This window comes from Aequorivita sp. 609 (assembly GCF_014212065.1).
GTDB classification, from domain to species: domain Bacteria; phylum Bacteroidota; class Bacteroidia; order Flavobacteriales; family Flavobacteriaceae; genus Aequorivita; species Aequorivita sinensis.
The window spans coordinates 1-15583 of the sequence record NZ_JACJVM010000032.1 but is presented as its reverse complement, the minus strand read 5'-3'; the positions used below and the strand labels follow the sequence as shown (position 1 = coordinate 15583).

Genomic DNA, 15583 nt, shown 5'->3' with positions numbered 1-15583 from the left:
AAGAATTTATCATAAATATGAGAAAGACTATTAAAAGAAACCTTTTAGATTCAAACCTTGGTACATTACTATTTTATAAAATTCGTGTATTAAGAGAGAAGTTGTCCTTAGCCTTAATGGATGATTATAAGTATATTACATCGGACTATAAAAATCGCTATGGAAAAGAATTAAATTTAAAAGAACCAGTTACGATATCTGAAAAACTTCAGTGGTTGAAGTTGTTTTACAGAAATGAAAATATGCCTATTTGCTCAGATAAATATGACATAAGGTTGTACTTAAAAAAATTTGGCTATGAACATTTATTAAATGACGTAATCGGAATTTATCAAACTGATGAAGAAATAGACAATATTGATATCAGTTCACTTCCTAATTCTTTTGTTGTAAAAGCAACTCATGGAAGTGGATGGAATTTTATATGTAAAGATAAAAATGAAGTTAATTGGTCAGCACAAAAAAAAATTTTTAAACAATGGATGAAATTAAACCTATATGTTTTTGGTAGGGAATGGAATTACAAGAAATTAAAACCTAAAATTTTAATTGAAAAAATGATTGATTATAAGCCGCTAATTGATTATAAAATTACTTGTTTCAATGGTGAGCCTAAATATTTTCAAATTAACAGTGAGGATGATAAAGGTAGATATGTGGATTTTTATGACATGAAATGGCAAAAATTAGGAGTTACATTTAAAGGCTATAAAATCTCTGATAAAATAATACCTCCTCCAAACTCATTAGAAAAATTAATCGAAATCGCAAAAGTATTGAGCGAGGAGTTTCCTTTTGTGAGGGTTGATTTTTATAATTTTGAAGGTAAAGTAATTTTAGGAGAATTAACTTTCTTTCCGGGAGGAGGTTTAAGTGCATTTTACCCAAATACTGAAAAAAATGAAAAACTTTTTGGTTCTTATTTAGATTTGCCGAAGCCAAATCACAATATGGGTTTATACCATAAAATTAACGCATAATTACTAAAATGATGGCTAAGAAAAATGTGTTATTTTTAATCAATAATCTTGGTGGTGGTGGTGCCGAGAAGGTATTGGTCAATTTAGTTAACAACCTAGATAAGAATAAATATTATGTAACATTAAGGACTTTGATAGATCATGGAGAAAATAAAGAGGATTTAAATAGAACTATAATTTATGAGTCGATTTTCAAAAAAGGGTTTAAGGGAATAAATTTTCTTCATTTACTGCCAAAGACATATATTTATAATAAAATAGCCTATGGTCAGTTTGACGTTATAATAGTTTACCTTCACGGTGTTTTAACTAAAATAGTTGCAAATGCACCCTCCTCACAAAAAACTATTGCATATTTACACTCTAACATGGAGCATTCTCCTTTTATAAAAAGCTTTAAATCGAAAAAAAAACTACAATCTTGCTTTAATAGTTATAATGCTATAGTTTCAGTCAGTAAAAGTGTAGAAGAATCATTTAAAAATGTTTCGGGAATAGATAATAACCTTCATTTAATTTACAACACATTTGATGTGCAAGGGATTAAAGATAAGTCTTTAGAAAATATCGAAGATGGTTCTAAATTAATTGGGGAGATAAAACTGTGTTCAGTAGGAAAACTTAACAAAGTAAAAGGATATCAAAGATTACTAAAAGTTGTAAAACGTTTAGTGGCCGAAGACATTCATATAACTTTAACCATTGTAGGGGAAGGACGAGAAAGAAGAACTTTAGAAGATTTTATAACCAGAAGCCAATTGCAAAATTATGTTAAGTTGGTTGGGTTTCAATTAAACCCGTATAAATATATAGCTGATAGTGATTTATTTGTTTGTTCGTCTTTTTCAGAAGGGTTCAGTTCTGTAGTAGTCGAAAGTATTATTTTAGGAGTTCCGGTACTTTCAACTGATTGTGCAGGAATGCACGAAATTTTGGGGAAAAATAATGAATATGGAATGATAGTAGAAAATGATGAAGAAAGTCTATACCGAGGGTTAAAAGACATAGTACTAGACTCAGAATTACTTCAACAATATAAAAGAAAAGCAGAAAAACGAGCCTCTTTCTTTTCAACTGAAAAAGCAGTTTTGGATGTAGAAAATTTAATAGATAAATTAATAAACAATGAGTAATAAAGCTGGCTTAAATTTTGAAAAACCAAGAATTTCTGTACTTATGGCAATATTTAATTGTGCAGATACCTTAGAGGAAGCTATAGATTCTTTATTAAACCAAACTTATAAGAATTTTAAGCTTATTCTTTGCGATGATGCATCTACAGATAAAACTTATTCCATTGCTAAAGAGTATGCAGATAAATATGACAACATTATTTTATTAAGAAATGAAGAGAATTTAAAGTTAGCCTCCTCATTAAATCGTTGTTTAGAATATGCTGATACAGAGTATATTGCTCGAATGGATGGGGATGATATTTCTTTACCCAGCCGTTTTGAAAAACAAATAAATTTCTTAGATCAACATCCAGAATTTGCCTTAGTGAGTACACCTATGATTTATTTCGATGAAAATGGAGACTGGGGAAAAGGTGTTTCTATACCTGAACCAACGAAATATGATTTCAAAAAGGGAACACCTCATGTACATGCACCAGCTATGGTGCGGACATATGTCATGAATGAAGTTAATGGTTATACGGTAAATAAATATCTTATAAGAGGTCAAGATTACTACTTATGGTATAAAATTTATAAAGCTGGTTACCGCGGATTTAATATGAGCGAGCCATTATATAAGATGCGGGATGATAAGGACGCAATGAATAGGAGGACGTTTAGAACCCGTTACAATGGATTTATTGTCAAAAAACATGTTATGAAAGAATTAGGGATTTCCAATGCTTTCTATTATGCAATACCTGATCTTATAAAAGCGTTTATCCCAGATTTCTTAATGAAAAAAATACGTAAGAAAAAAATGGGGATTTAATAGATGAACGAATTAACGTTAAAATGCTAGGACCGCAGTTATTCAAAGTTTAAATCCTTTCGAGTACTGTTGTTACTTGAGAAGGAATTTATTTTTTAATACATCGAGAAATGAAAGTAATAATGCTAGCTGGTTCAGGACCCAGCACAAAATATATTTATAATGGCTTATCTAAGGAGTTTAAAATAAATAAGGTAATCATAACAGGTACTCCATCTAAGAAGAAGTTGGTTAAAAGAAGGATTAAAAATCTGGGTTATTTTAGAGTAATTAATCAACTTTTATTTCAGGTAATCGTAGTGAAAGTTCTTAAGATATTTACAATTTCTAAATTTGAAAGAAGAAAAGCAGAGTTAAAATTAGAAATTACACCAATTCCTGATGAAGTCGTTATAAAGGTAGGCGCCGTAAATTCAAAAAAAACAATAAGAACCATTAAAATGTTGAATCCCGACGTTATAATCGTTAATGGTACTACAATCATTTCATCTAAAGTGTTAAATTCATCCAATGCAATATTTATCAATACTCATGTTGGAATTACACCTGAATATAGAGGAGTTCATGGTGGCTATTGGGCCTTGCGAAATAATGATAAAGAAAATTTTGGCGTTACGGTTCATATTGTTGACAAGGGTATAGATACAGGTTCGATTATCTATCAAAAAACGACGGAGGTAAAAAGAGATGATAATTTTTTAACCTATCCTTTATATCAATATGCTATAGCAATTCCAATGCTTCAACAAACCTTATCTGATATTGAAGGGAATCAATTAAAAACATATAAAAAAGAGAATTCACTAAGTAGGTTGTATTATCATCCAACATTTACAAAATATATTTCTGGTTTTCTATTTAAAGGAGTAAAGTAATGAATGGTAAGTTTATAATATCTCTGGATTTTGAACTTCATTGGGGTGGAGTGGAAAAATGGGACATTGAAAAAAAGCAAGAATACTTTTTAGAAACTATTAAGTTTATTCCTGAATTATTAGAAATATTTAAAGAGAATTCAATTAGAGTTACTTGGGCTACGGTAGGGTTTCTATTTGCGAAAGACAAAAAGCAATTATTGGATTTTTCGCCTATCGATACTCCTTCATACAATCGAAATGAATTGTCCTATTATAATTATTTTCCGAAACTAGGAAATGACAAAGACGAGGATCCTTTTCACTTTGCACCGCATCTGATTCAAAAAATATTGAGCACACCTGGACAAGAACTTGCCTCTCATACCTTTGAACATTATTATTGTATCGAATCAGGTCAGACCGTGGAGCAGTTTGATGCGGATTTGAAAGCTGCTCAAGCCATTGCGCAAGAAAATTTTGGAGTTACATTAAAATCCTTAGTTTTTCCTCGAAATCAACTAAATGGTTCTTATTTGGAAGTTGTAAAAAAAAATGGGATTAAAGTAGTTCGTTCAAATCCAAATGTTTGGTTCTGGAATAAAAGTTATGGGAAAATAACATCCTTGTTCAGAGCCATGGATACTTTGTTTCCAATAAGTAAATCTTTGTGCTTTGATAAGCCTTTAGAAATCGATGGAGTCCTTCATTTGCCCGCAAGTCGATTTTATAGACCTTATAAGAAAGGAGAAGAAAAAATTCAAAGATATAAAATTAGAAGAATTAAAAGTGAGATGACTTATGCAGCCAAACATAATTTAAATTACCATTTATGGTGGCATCCCCATAATTTTGGGGAAGATATAGAAAATAATAAAATTCAATTATTAGAGATATTAGAACACTTTGAAATTTTAAAGGGTAAGTACAATTTTGGTTCTGCTAATATGATTGATTTCGTAAATTAATAAAAAAACCTTATTCTTTCACTTATCTACATAATCAGATTTCTTGTCTCTCAACAATACCATATTATTATAACTGTAATTTATAAATGATAGCTTTGATACTTTGTTATTTAACCAGAACAGAAGCTATAAAAAGTATTAAAACTATGAAACATTGTTTCATATTAAAAACTAAATTTAAAAATGAAGATTTTATTAGCTACAACATCCCACGTAAGTGCGATATTGGTTAAGGGACAAGGTGCGTGGCTTAAAAGTAAAGGTAATGAGGTTATATTTAGTTCTTCCGAAGGGGAGAAGGCTGATGCCTTTGTCAAAGAAGAAAAACTCATATATGAACCCATCAACTTTTCCAGAGAAATAAATGTTATAAATGATTTTTCATGCTTAGTTCAGTGCATCAAAGTATTAAAAAAACACAAGCCTGATGTGGTGAATGCAGGAACTCCCAAAGCTGGTCTTCTTTATATGATTGCATCATTTTTATGTGGTATTGAAGTAAGAATTTTTACTTTAAGAGGTTTGAGAAGTAGTTCTTTAAGTGGCTTCAAAAAAGTATTAATGAGGTTTTTCGAAAAATTGAGTTGTTACTTAGCCCATAAAGTTATTGCCATTAGTCCTTCCCTAAAAGAAGAAGCAATGGAAATTAAATTAGTGAAAAATCCTAATAAAATTGTCGTAATAGGTAAGGGCAGTAGTAATGGGGTTGACCTAAATCGTTTTACAATTAATAGTACTGTTAAAAATTCATCAACGAAAATATTAATTCAACTAAACCTGGATTCTGCGATTTTCAAATTTGGCTATATTGGTAGATTGGTTAAAGATAAAGGGGTAGAAGAGTTAATTAGTGCTTTTACAGGTTTGAGAGATACTTCCAAACTACCTATGGTTTTACTTTTAATTGGGGATTATGAAAAGGAGAACTCAATTAGTGATGAATATATTGATATAATTAAAAAGGATAAGAATATTATAGAAATTGGCTATTCCAATGATATACCTACCTATGCCTACTTGATAGATGTTTTGATACTGAATTCTTATAGAGAAGGTTTTGGCAATGTGGTTATTGAAGCTGCAGCTATGGAGACTCCTGCAATAGTTTCTGATATTCCAGGTGCCCGTGATACTGTTGAAAATGGTGTAACGGGATTTTTGGTTAAACCAAAATCCGTTGATGCCTTGGGTTTACAGATGCAAAAATATTTATACGATAAAAAATTAGTAAAACAACATGGAGTTAACGCGAGAAAAAGAGTTGAAACTTTTTTCGAGAATAAATTAATTTGGGAGGAGCAGGAGAAAGTTTATAAAAAAGGTTTACAAGAAAAACCGACTTAAATGGTCAAGAAACTATTCATTTTAATTCTTAATTATCTATAATAAAAGAGCCAGACTTTAAAAATACTAACCCCTGTTAATTTAAACTTACACATTTAGCAGTATAGTGTCATTAATGGAGTAGGTTAAATTATTCAATGAAACTTTTTTTAAGAAATCCCTTACAGACATTAGCTTTCTAAGCGAGCTATTAGTGCTAATAGAACTTTTTTCCATTTTCAAATACCTGGGGTTTCTAGTGAATTTTTAGGATTGGATGTGTTTTTTGTGATCTCAGGTTTTATAATGACAAAGATTGTTTTTAAGAGAATTTGAAAAGAACATATTCACCTTTAATGGCTTTTACATAAGACGAATTCGAAGACTGGTTCCGGCATTATCATTAATTCTAATTTTTGTATTACTTATTTCTGTTTTTTCTTTTTTGCATCTGATATTTGTTTAAATGCCAAATATGTAGCACATGGGGGGGTATTTGTATCCAATATTTATTTTTTGAAATATCAGGATTATTTTAGCACTACCGACAATATTCTTTTGCATACATATCCACTTGGAGTAGAATGGTAATTTTATTTGATCTATTCGCTTCTATTGCTGGCATTAAGAATAACCTAATCTAAAAATAAGATGTTGTTTTGGTATATTTTAACTGTGTTTACAGGTATCTTTAAGAAATGCAAAATATTACTAAAAATGTAGGTTTCCATGCTCGTTCAAAAGAGTATTAAACTTAAAAATGTATAAGCTCCAAATTAAATAAACCAAAAAAAAGGCCACCATAATGGCAGCCTTTATAACTAAATATATTTAAAATAAAATTACTTTATCTCAAGTAATTCTAGTTCGAAAGTTAGATCTTGTCCTGCAAGTGGGTGGTTTGCATCAACGATAATAAAATCGTCTTTTACATCGGCAACGCGAAGTTGACGCTCAGATCCATCAGGGTTTTTAGATACTAACCCCATACCAACTTCTGGCTTTATTTCTTGCGGTAAGTTTTCATTAGGTATTTTTTGGAAAAGCTCTTTTTGAACCTCACCGTAAGCTTCCTCTTTTGGGATGGTGATGGTTTTCTTCTCATTCACTTTCATATCCACCAACCCCTTTTCAAAACCAGGGATTAAACGGCCTTCCCCAAGCTTAACCTCTAAAGGCTCACGCTGTAGCGAACTATCAAACACCTGTCCGTTGTTTAATTTTCCTGTGTAATGAAGTTTTACGGTTTCATTTCCTTGTACTTGACTCATAAATTTGTTTTTACAATTATTTCAATAAGTGAACAAAACTATAGGTTTGAATTGCCAATTCCACAGAAAATTGCCTATAATTCAAAGTTTTAGGTAAATTTTAGGAAAAATAGAGAAAGGAGCTTAGAACAGAGAAAAGAGAGAAGAAAAAAAGAGCAAGATTTAGGAACCAAGATTTTGTTTCAAGAAAGAGTCGGGACTATCTCATAAAGTGTGTCAATTTATAATTTTATAATCTCCACCCAAATAACTCATAACTCATAACTCATAACTCTTAACTCAAAACTCATAACTCTTAACTCAAAATTCACAACTCATAACTCTGAACTCTGAACTCACAACTCTGAACTCACAACTCTTAACTTTACACCATAACTGTATAGTTTTTTTTATATAATTTTTAAAGTCGTTAATTCATAATTCTGAATTCATAATTCCGAATTGACAATTGTGAATATCTATTCTATTTTTTTTAAGTCAGTGGTGTTATAATTGATATTTTTGGGCTTTTAAAAAAATATTATGAGCGTAACTTGGTATGAATGTAAGGTGAAATACAAAAAAACACACGAAACTGGAGAGCAAAAAGTAACAACTGATACCTATCTGCTTGATGCAGTTTCTTATACGGAAGCAGAAGCTAGAATTACCGAAGAGATGAAAACATTTACTGAGGAAGATTTTAGAATAATGAATATAAAAGTAGCCAACTTTTCAGAAGTTCATCCCTTTGAAAATTCTGACCGCTGGTTTAGATCCAAGGTTTCTTTAGTAGCGTTGGATGAAGAAAGTGGGAAAGAGAAAAAGACAAATATCTACTTGCTAGTTCAGGCAAACGATGTAAAGGAAGCTTTTGATAACACTACAAAAGCTATGGAGCAAACCATGGGGGATTATAATATTCCTTCTATCACAGAGTCTCCAATTGTAGATGTTTTTCCTTATTTTACAGGAGAAGAAGAACAGTTAGAAAAGTTTAAAGTACTCGATTCTCCAGAATTGGTTGAACAAGAAGACTAGGGTTAGAGGTGAATATTAAGAGAAGAGAAAAAAGAACAGAGAGAAGAGAGACTTGGATAACGATAAATGGAAATGGAGTCTAGTTTCTAGCATCCAGCATCTATCATCTAGCGTCTAGGTTCCAGCATCTAGATTCCAGTATCTGTAGTCAAGAGTCAAGAATCAGTAGATTTAGGTTGAGAACAGAGAACAAAGAACAGAGAACAGAGATTTTGAGTTTATAAATGATTGTATATTTAGAGTATAGTTGGTAGATGCTTTAGCAACAGGACCTAAGACGTAAGACGTAGGACCTAAGGCGTAAAAGTCAAGTATAAAGAGACAGAAAATAAGCCTTCAAGTTTCGTAAATTGAGAACAGAGGGCAGAGAAAAAAGAGAAGAGAACAGAACAGAGAAAGAGAGACTTGGATAACGATAATTGGAAATGGAGTCTAGTTTCTAGCATCTATCATCTAGCGTCTGTCATCTAGCATCTAGATTCCAGCATCTAAACTCAAGAGGTCTTAGCTGTATAATAGCATATTAAAAATGTGTGTCGTATCTTTATTTTAAACTAAATGAATTATGAATAGTAATAGAAAATACGGAATCGGTGGGAGTACTGCGGAAGTGGAATTATTCAAATTAACCGAACCTACAGTAAAACCGTCTCCAATTAGTAAAGAGGAGTATCAAAATAGAATTGATAAAGCTTGTGCAGCATTAAAAAAAAACGGATTAGATGCATTATATATCAATGCAGGTACTAACTTATATTACTTTACAAATACCAAATGGAATCCTTCTGAACGCTTAGTAGGGGCAGTTCTGTTTGCTGATGGGAGTTTAAAATACGTGGTTCCTGAGTTTGAAATAGGCACTTTTAACGATTACAAAGGAATCGATGGTGAAATAATTGCTTGGGCTGAACACGAGTGTCCTATACAAAAAATTGCTGATAGTGTTGAACAGGGGATAAGCCTTGCTTTAGACGATGTTACGCCATTTACCTTAGTTTCTCGTTTTCAAAACCACAAGGTGTTTCAAATAAGCAGCGCTGAAACCCTGATTCGGGATATTCGAATGCTTAAGAGTGATGCGGAAATTGCACAACTTCAATATGCAATGGACTTGACAATGCAAGTGCATAAGGCAACAGCCAAAATATTAAGACCAGGGATTACAACCGCTGAAGTAGAAGATTTCATAAATAAAGCACATAAAAAACTTGGAATTGCAAGTGGATCGTACTTTTGTATTGTTCTATTTGGAAAGGATTCTAGTTTTCCTCACGGGGTGAAATCGCCAAAACCACTAGAAGAAAATGATATAGTGTTAGTAGATACTGGAGCGCGATTCAATGGATATCTTTCCGATATCACTAGAACTTATGTTTTCGGGGAAGCAACAGCAAAGCAAAAAGAAATCTGGACAAATGAAAAAGACGCACAGCTAGCTGCCTTTAGGGCGGCGGAATTAGGGAAACCTTGCGGACATATTGATGACGAAGTACGCGTACAGCTTGTAAAAGATGGTTTAGGCCCTGATTACGATCTCCCCGGTCTGCCACATAGAACAGGACACGGAATCGGATTAGATATTCACGAACATCCGTTTATTCTTAGAGGGAACGATAATGAGCTGCAAGCGGGAATGACGTTTAGTATAGAACCTATGATAGTTGTACCCAACGAATTTGGAATCCGTCTAGAAGATCATATTTACATGACCAGTGAAGGACCAAAATGGTTTACAGAGCCGGCGCATAGTATTGATAATCCTTTTGGGGTTAATAATTAACTTTTTAACAATCAGGTCAATTGGAAATCAGAATAATTAGGTTTTATTTTCCCATGGAATTTCTTTCAATGCTATTTCTGAATCCAAGAATTGAGAGATTTTTTTAGCAGCATCCGGTTCTTTTAAATTAATTACAAGCAATTTTTCTGGTTGTGATTTAAAATATTCAATTACTGAGTTATTGTAATTAATATAACTTTGAATTAATATTTCCTTATTATATAAATCATCCTCCGGAGTATCAAAAAGCAGACGATTTATCTCCCAGGCCCATCCCTTGTAAACGTATTTATTGTTTTGTAAATCTGATTTCGTTGGAAGTTTTCCGTTTCCGAAAACTTTTGCATGAAAGTTTATTAAGGAATTATACCAAACTTCGGGAGAGTCTCTTAATGTTAAAATAAATTTACTTTCTGGAAATTTTTTATCTAATATTTTAAAAACTTCAGGCAGGCTAAATGGCAAATCTTGAAAACCGACTCCTCCGTATTTAACGTATTTAATGAATTCATAATAATTTTTATTAACAACATCACTAACCAACATTTCTCCAATTAGTTGTGAACCTACTGGAATTTCTAGGGTTCTAAATATTTCTTTCATGCTAGTAGTACCAGTTTTATTAGCACCGATACAAAAAACTTTATTTCTCTTACTATAAGGTTGAGATTTTTTTAGTACATATACTATACGAAAGACTTTTCTAAATACCTTTTCAAACATTCTTTATTTATTGTTCATTTAATACTGGAAAAATTTTTAAACTTAATAAGTATTGCCACGAATTTGTTTTTTTTAAAATCATTATTTTACAAGTTTATGAAGTTTTTATTTAAAATAATCTATTATTTGAGTTTTTGTTTAAAGTTTTGAATTATGTATAATTTTAAAACATATCGTAAACTAATTAAGATTTAATTATTTTTTTAAATCTAAATTAAGTAGATACGTTTTTTTAATTTTTAATATATACCATTTAAACTTTAAAGTTGCTATTTTTGCACTCTTTTTAAATTGAACTTGAATAAATATAATCAGTTAAATCTGATTGAATTGTGATGATTAAAAGCTCTAATATACAGCCTGATTTTGATAAGTTGACAGTCTATGATAGTGCTGTTCTTGCTTCTAAATACACTGCAAAGAAAATAGCAGAACTTATTCTTCAGAAACAAAAAGAAGGTAACCGCGCAATTTTAGGTCTGGCTACGGGTAATACGCCTAAAATGGTTTATCAGGAATTAATTCGTTTACATAAGTATGAAGGCTTGAGCTTTAGCAATGTTGTTAGTTTTAACCTGGACGAGTACTATCCAATAAGTGTAAATGACGAGCAGAGCTATACTTATTTTATGAATAACAACTTGTTTAATCATGTTGACATTACACAAGAAAATATTCACATTCCACATACAGACTGCTCTTCAAACCAAATAAGTGAATACTGCTTAGATTACGATAATAAAATCAAGAGCTATGGTGGCTTAGATTTGCAGTTGTTAGGTATTGGTAGAAACGGACACATTGGCTTTAATGAGCCAGGTTCTAAATTTGATTCCATTACGAGATTAATCGATTTACATCCGCTAACAAGGGAAGATGCTATCGAGAATTTTGGAGATTTAGATAATGTTCCTCACCAGGCTATTACGATGGGCATCAATACCATTGTTCAAGCTAAAAAAATATTATTGTTAGCCTTAGGGGAAAGAAAATCTGAAATTATTAAGAAAGCGCTTAACGGTACCATCGCTACTGAAGTGCCATCGTCTATACTCCAAACACTACCACAAGTGGAATACATACTCGACCGAGAAGCAGCAGCATTGATACAGAAATAGCTTGCTTTATTCTCTATTATAAGAATTATTCCAAAGCTTTTATTACTGCATTTACAAATTCTTTACGGCCTTTAACTAGTTCTTTTGAACTAGCTTTTGGCCAAGCTGCAGTTTGCGCGATTACAAGATCTTTACTGGGGTCGATATAAATCATCTGCCCAAATATTCCCACAGCAGCGTAGCTTCCACTATTGGAACGCCACCACAAATATCCGTATCCGTCGCCTTGCTCGTTGGTTTTATATAGAATAGAAGTGGCATCTTTTACCCATTCATCAGCTAGAATTTTATTATCGTTTAATTTGCTTTCACTTAGCATAAGTGTTCCTAGGCGTGCAAAATCTCTAAGACTTGCTGAAAGACCGCTGCCGCCAATATTTTCATTGCTGCATTCGTCTGCCAGCCAGTACGCGCAATGCTCCATTCCCCAAGGCTTCCAAATTCTTTCTGAAAGGTATTCAGCCAAACTTTTTCCGGTAGCTTTCTGAACCAATATCCCAACTAAATCGGTTTCACCAGTACTGTAGTTCCAAGTAGAGGCAGGCTTATTTGAAAATTCTAATTGCTTCATATATGTCAATATATGCGACTCATTACCTTCACAAGGCTGTAAGTACATTTGAGCCACATCCGAATTATGATCTTCATAGTCTTCATTCCAAGCAATTCCTGAAGTCATAGTTAGTAATTGACGTACACTTACTTCTCCATAATCGTATCCGTCTAGTTCACTTATGTATTTTTTTAAAGGATCGTCTAAACTTTCAATGTCACCTTCTTTTAGTGCAACTCCAACTAACATAGAAGAAACAGATTTGGCAACAGAAAAGGAAGTCCATAAGGTTTCTTTATCAATTCCGTTTGAATACGCTTCGAGTTTAATTTTATTGTTTTGAATTACAATTACTCCCTGAACGTGGTTGTCACTCATATATGAAGTTAAAGTTGTAGTGTCATCCCAAATTGGCGTAATATCATCAATTTTTTCTAATGAAGAACTTTCACTAGCGCCTGAAACAAGTATGCTAGGATAAAGTTCGTGCATTATAGAAAAGCGTCTCTCTTTTTCTTCTTGCGACCAAAAGAGCAAACTCTCAAGTTTCTGCCCCATGGTTTCTCCGGGAATGTTTGCGATTTCAGCTTTAGCTTGCTCTGTCGTTAGAGTTGTACAGTCTTGAGCAGCTACTGTTAGCGAAGCCATCGCTAAACAAGTAGATAATATGAAGTTTTTGTAATGAATCATTTTTAAAGTGAGTTTGTAAAGTTTACTATAAGATTTTGATTAACATTTTGAGAAGATGGCTTTCATTTACTTCCCAATACAAAATGTAATGCACTACTGATTATCAATTAATTAGATGTTAATAGATACAAATAAGCAACAAAAAGTGTTGAATTATAGCTAATTAAGGACTAAAGATAGGAAAATCGAGAGGTGCAAAGATAAAAAAACCGCCCCTAAAAAAGGACGGTTTTCCAAGAAAACGTCAATCGCTATTAAGCAACTGTTACAGAACCTAAATAAGAGCTATTCGCTACTTTAGAGCCATCTTCTGAGATAAACCCTAAGAATACCTCAACATCTTCACCAGTGTACTCTGAAGGCACGGAAATACTTTCTGTACCGGCTGATCTAACTGGACCAGCTGTAGTAAATACACTTTCCCCTCTTGTAGCGTTGAAAAGCAAAATCAATGCTTTATCAGTAGCTAAGGCACTACCACTTCCAGAATTATCTGTCCAGGTAACATCTACTGTTGCAGCACTTGGGGAAGTAGCCGCTCCACCGACTGCACCTGTAAGATTTCCGCGTGTAATCAGCGCATTGGCATAGTCAATAGAATAGTTAGGATAAGATCCTGTTACACCATTAAACAAATTGTAAGACATTGCAGCGTTAAACTGTGTCATCTTGTTAGCATACAATTTGAAACCGACACGCAAGAAGTCAGTCATTGGTTGCAAAAAGCGAAGCACGGTTGAAAACTTTGAGCGTTGGTCAACTTGTCCTTCGGTTTTGGGGTTCGCTACGCTGGAAGGTTTGATTCGTAGGTAATCGATACCCTTCCAGGACCCACTGATTACATTCCCGATTTTTCCGGATACACCGCCGAGAATACCTTGATTGATGATCGCCATAATTTATATGTATTTATGGGTTAAACAAATGTTCGGACTTGGCACGGACTTCATACGGCGTTGTCCTTATACAACTAAATTACTTCAATTAATGTGCGGAGCTCTGGTAGCGGGGGGTGTTGCTTTTACTTGCTTTGTTTTGCCTTTCAGAAATGGATTTTCTTATAAATGAAGAGTTTAAAATGCATCTGATTTATACATCAGTTGTCGAAGGATGGCCTTTTTCGCGGTATCAATCAGTTTTAGAGTCAGCTTTAGTTTTTGTTCATTGAGTTCTAAAGATTTTAGGGCTTGGATGGATTGGTTGAATCTTTCAAAATTTCTGGATGCGATTGATTCGCTTTTTTGAAGATGGGTTTTTAGTTCTCCAATGGTTATAAAGGGAATCACGGATCCTTTCAAATAGTAATGGAATGATTTTGATTTCCATAATGCGAAACATAACCAGAACATAAAATCCCTGTGGATTTCATCGGTTGTAGTGCAGACAAAGCAATTCGGACAAGATTCCTTTAACGGTTTCCCGCTGTTTAATCCTTTATTGAGGATAAAGAAATGAGGTTCGGAATAGGTTAGGGATGCTCTGTGTGTTTTAATTCGAAACGTTTTCATATAAAAGCTTTTTAGAATTGGCTTCCTTTTGCTTCGCATTAATTTTTTTCAGAAGAGAAAATCAGAAGCGAAAAAAAAGAAATGAGAAAGCTTTAGTTTAGGCGGGTTTGCCGGGGTTGTCAAGGTTTTTGAATGAAAATACTACCCAGAGGGTGGAGATTTTCATCAAAACCCGGAGGGCTTGACCTTTACATACCCTTGTGGCTCTCGCATCCGCACGCCTGTAACTTTGCTTTAAGTTTGAGTTTTCACTTCTCTCTAACGGAATGATTTATTTGTTTCAAGTTTCTGGTTAATTGGAATTGATGGAAATCAATAGGGTCTATTAGGCAGGTAAACCAAAGCGGAGCTATAGTGGAAGCAAGGAATGGAGAGGAATGGAATGGATTGCTGTAACTATAATGCGAGCCGCCTGCGAGCGGAGCAAGGGTGGTGGATGCATTAGCCTGAAGGATGAAGGTGGCAGACGCCTACCGTTTACGGCAGGGCTGGCGGGATTTTTTGCTTCGACGTAGGGAAAGGCAAGTGTAGCGATTGAATGGAACGAAACGATGCCGGAACCGTAATGGAGCAATACTTTAGTGCTATTAATATTGTGGTATTTACTTTTTACTAATAGCGTCCATTATGAATTGAAGTTATCAAATTTATTGCGAAATGAAGGTACGTAGGCTCGTGTAGTGGAGTGAAGGAACTACTCTTGCGCGGGTTGCTGAAAGTGGGTGTGGAGTGTCTATATTTGTTGTGACAACTTAATTAAGCCCTAAATGATTAAATTTAACATATGGCAAGAAAACATGAAAACGATTTTAAGGTTCTAATCGTAGAATTAGTAAAATCAGGTA

Annotated in this window: 14 protein-coding genes; 9 read left to right on the top strand and 5 right to left on the bottom strand. The window is 33.3% G+C overall.

What is annotated here, in order from left to right:
• Positions 1-17 precede the first annotated feature (17 nt).
• The 6 genes from H4O20_RS08750 (at position 18) to H4O20_RS08725 (ending at position 6096) form a co-directional block, all read left to right on the top strand.
• Entirely contained in the window at positions 18-980 is a 963-nt protein-coding gene (locus H4O20_RS08750) for an ATP-grasp fold amidoligase family protein (protein ID WP_185098999.1), read from the top strand.
• Positions 981-991: 11 nt separating this feature from the next.
• Positions 992-2113, top strand: a complete 1122-nt coding sequence (locus H4O20_RS08745; protein WP_185098998.1) for a glycosyltransferase — start codon at positions 992-994, stop codon at positions 2111-2113.
• Positions 2106-2930, top strand: coding sequence for a glycosyltransferase (locus H4O20_RS08740; protein WP_185098997.1), 825 nt, complete (start codon positions 2106-2108; stop codon positions 2928-2930). The genes H4O20_RS08745 and H4O20_RS08740 overlap by 8 nt, the downstream gene beginning before the upstream one ends.
• 110 nt (positions 2931-3040) lie before the next feature.
• Positions 3041-3805, top strand: a complete 765-nt coding sequence (locus tag H4O20_RS08735) for a formyl transferase (RefSeq protein WP_185098996.1) — start codon at positions 3041-3043, stop codon at positions 3803-3805.
• On the top strand, positions 3805-4752 hold the full coding sequence (locus H4O20_RS08730; protein ID WP_185098995.1) for a polysaccharide deacetylase family protein: 948 nt from the start codon (positions 3805-3807) through the stop codon (positions 4750-4752). Before H4O20_RS08735 ends, H4O20_RS08730 begins: the two co-directional genes overlap by 1 nt.
• 183 nt (positions 4753-4935) lie before the next feature.
• Positions 4936-6096: a glycosyltransferase family 4 protein gene (locus tag H4O20_RS08725; protein WP_185098994.1), complete on the top strand. Its 1161-nt coding sequence runs from the start codon at positions 4936-4938 to the stop codon at positions 6094-6096.
• Positions 6097-6917: 821 nt separating this feature from the next.
• Here the strand turns inward: H4O20_RS08725 and H4O20_RS08720 are convergent.
• Positions 6918-7346 (bottom strand): peptidylprolyl isomerase, encoded by a 429-nt coding sequence (locus H4O20_RS08720; protein WP_185098993.1) that lies wholly within the window; start codon positions 7344-7346, stop codon positions 6918-6920.
• A gap of 522 nt (positions 7347-7868) precedes the next feature.
• On the opposite strand from H4O20_RS08720, the gene H4O20_RS08715 reads away from it, so the two are divergent.
• Entirely contained in the window at positions 7869-8366 is a 498-nt protein-coding gene (locus tag H4O20_RS08715) for a DUF4494 domain-containing protein (RefSeq protein WP_185098992.1), read from the top strand.
• Between the two features lie 565 nt (positions 8367-8931).
• Positions 8932-10146: a Xaa-Pro peptidase family protein gene (locus H4O20_RS08710; RefSeq protein WP_185098991.1), complete on the top strand. Its 1215-nt coding sequence runs from the start codon at positions 8932-8934 to the stop codon at positions 10144-10146.
• 36 nt (positions 10147-10182) lie between these two features.
• Here H4O20_RS08710 and H4O20_RS08705 read toward each other — a convergent pair whose 3' ends face one another.
• On the bottom strand, positions 10183-10869 hold the full coding sequence (locus tag H4O20_RS08705; RefSeq protein WP_185098990.1) for a sulfotransferase: 687 nt from the start codon (positions 10867-10869) through the stop codon (positions 10183-10185).
• 335 nt (positions 10870-11204) lie between these two features.
• Here H4O20_RS08705 and nagB point away from each other — a divergent pair, with 335 nt between their 5' ends.
• On the top strand, positions 11205-11987 hold the full coding sequence (gene nagB / locus H4O20_RS08700) for a glucosamine-6-phosphate deaminase (RefSeq protein WP_185099035.1): 783 nt from the start codon (positions 11205-11207) through the stop codon (positions 11985-11987).
• A gap of 25 nt (positions 11988-12012) precedes the next feature.
• On the opposite strand, the gene H4O20_RS08695 is transcribed toward nagB, so the two are convergent.
• The 3 genes from H4O20_RS08695 to H4O20_RS08685 form a co-directional block, all read right to left on the bottom strand.
• Complete coding sequence (locus tag H4O20_RS08695) at positions 12013-13230, bottom strand: serine hydrolase (RefSeq protein ID WP_185098989.1); 1218 nt, start codon at positions 13228-13230, stop codon at positions 12013-12015.
• Positions 13231-13484: 254 nt separating this feature from the next.
• Positions 13485-14126 carry a DUF6266 family protein gene (locus tag H4O20_RS08690; RefSeq protein ID WP_185098988.1) on the bottom strand — a complete coding sequence of 214 codons (642 nt, stop codon included), beginning with the start codon at positions 14124-14126 and terminating at the stop codon, positions 13485-13487.
• Between the two features lie 177 nt (positions 14127-14303).
• A complete protein-coding gene (locus tag H4O20_RS08685; RefSeq protein ID WP_185098987.1) occupies positions 14304-14738 on the bottom strand; it encodes a hypothetical protein in 435 nt (144 codons plus the stop codon).
• Positions 14739-15583 lie beyond the last annotated feature (845 nt).

What these genes read in the sequence shown, in the direction of transcription:
- H4O20_RS08740 (WP_185098997.1), top strand. Translation starts at nt 2,106, where the DNA reads ATGAGTAATAAAGCTGGCTTAAATTTTGAAAAACCAAGAATTTCTGTA.
- H4O20_RS08735 (WP_185098996.1), top strand. Translation starts at nt 3,041, where the DNA reads ATGAAAGTAATAATGCTAGCTGGTTCAGGACCCAGCACAAAATATATT.
- H4O20_RS08705 (WP_185098990.1), bottom strand. Translation starts at nt 10,869, where the DNA reads ATGTTTGAAAAGGTATTTAGAAAAGTCTTTCGTATAGTATATGTACTA.
- H4O20_RS08730 (WP_185098995.1), top strand. Translation starts at nt 3,805, where the DNA reads ATGAATGGTAAGTTTATAATATCTCTGGATTTTGAACTTCATTGGGGT.
- H4O20_RS08750 (WP_185098999.1), top strand. Translation starts at nt 18, where the DNA reads ATGAGAAAGACTATTAAAAGAAACCTTTTAGATTCAAACCTTGGTACA.
- H4O20_RS08690 (WP_185098988.1), bottom strand. Translation starts at nt 14,126, where the DNA reads ATGGCGATCATCAATCAAGGTATTCTCGGCGGTGTATCCGGAAAAATC.
- H4O20_RS08720 (WP_185098993.1), bottom strand. Translation starts at nt 7,346, where the DNA reads ATGAGTCAAGTACAAGGAAATGAAACCGTAAAACTTCATTACACAGGA.
- H4O20_RS08695 (WP_185098989.1), bottom strand. Translation starts at nt 13,230, where the DNA reads ATGATTCATTACAAAAACTTCATATTATCTACTTGTTTAGCGATGGCT.
- H4O20_RS08745 (WP_185098998.1), top strand. Translation starts at nt 992, where the DNA reads ATGGCTAAGAAAAATGTGTTATTTTTAATCAATAATCTTGGTGGTGGT.
- nagB (WP_185099035.1), top strand. Translation starts at nt 11,205, where the DNA reads ATGATTAAAAGCTCTAATATACAGCCTGATTTTGATAAGTTGACAGTC.
- H4O20_RS08715 (WP_185098992.1), top strand. Translation starts at nt 7,869, where the DNA reads ATGAGCGTAACTTGGTATGAATGTAAGGTGAAATACAAAAAAACACAC.
- H4O20_RS08710 (WP_185098991.1), top strand. Translation starts at nt 8,932, where the DNA reads ATGAATAGTAATAGAAAATACGGAATCGGTGGGAGTACTGCGGAAGTG.
- H4O20_RS08725 (WP_185098994.1), top strand. Translation starts at nt 4,936, where the DNA reads ATGAAGATTTTATTAGCTACAACATCCCACGTAAGTGCGATATTGGTT.
- H4O20_RS08685 (WP_185098987.1), bottom strand. Translation starts at nt 14,738, where the DNA reads ATGAAAACGTTTCGAATTAAAACACACAGAGCATCCCTAACCTATTCC.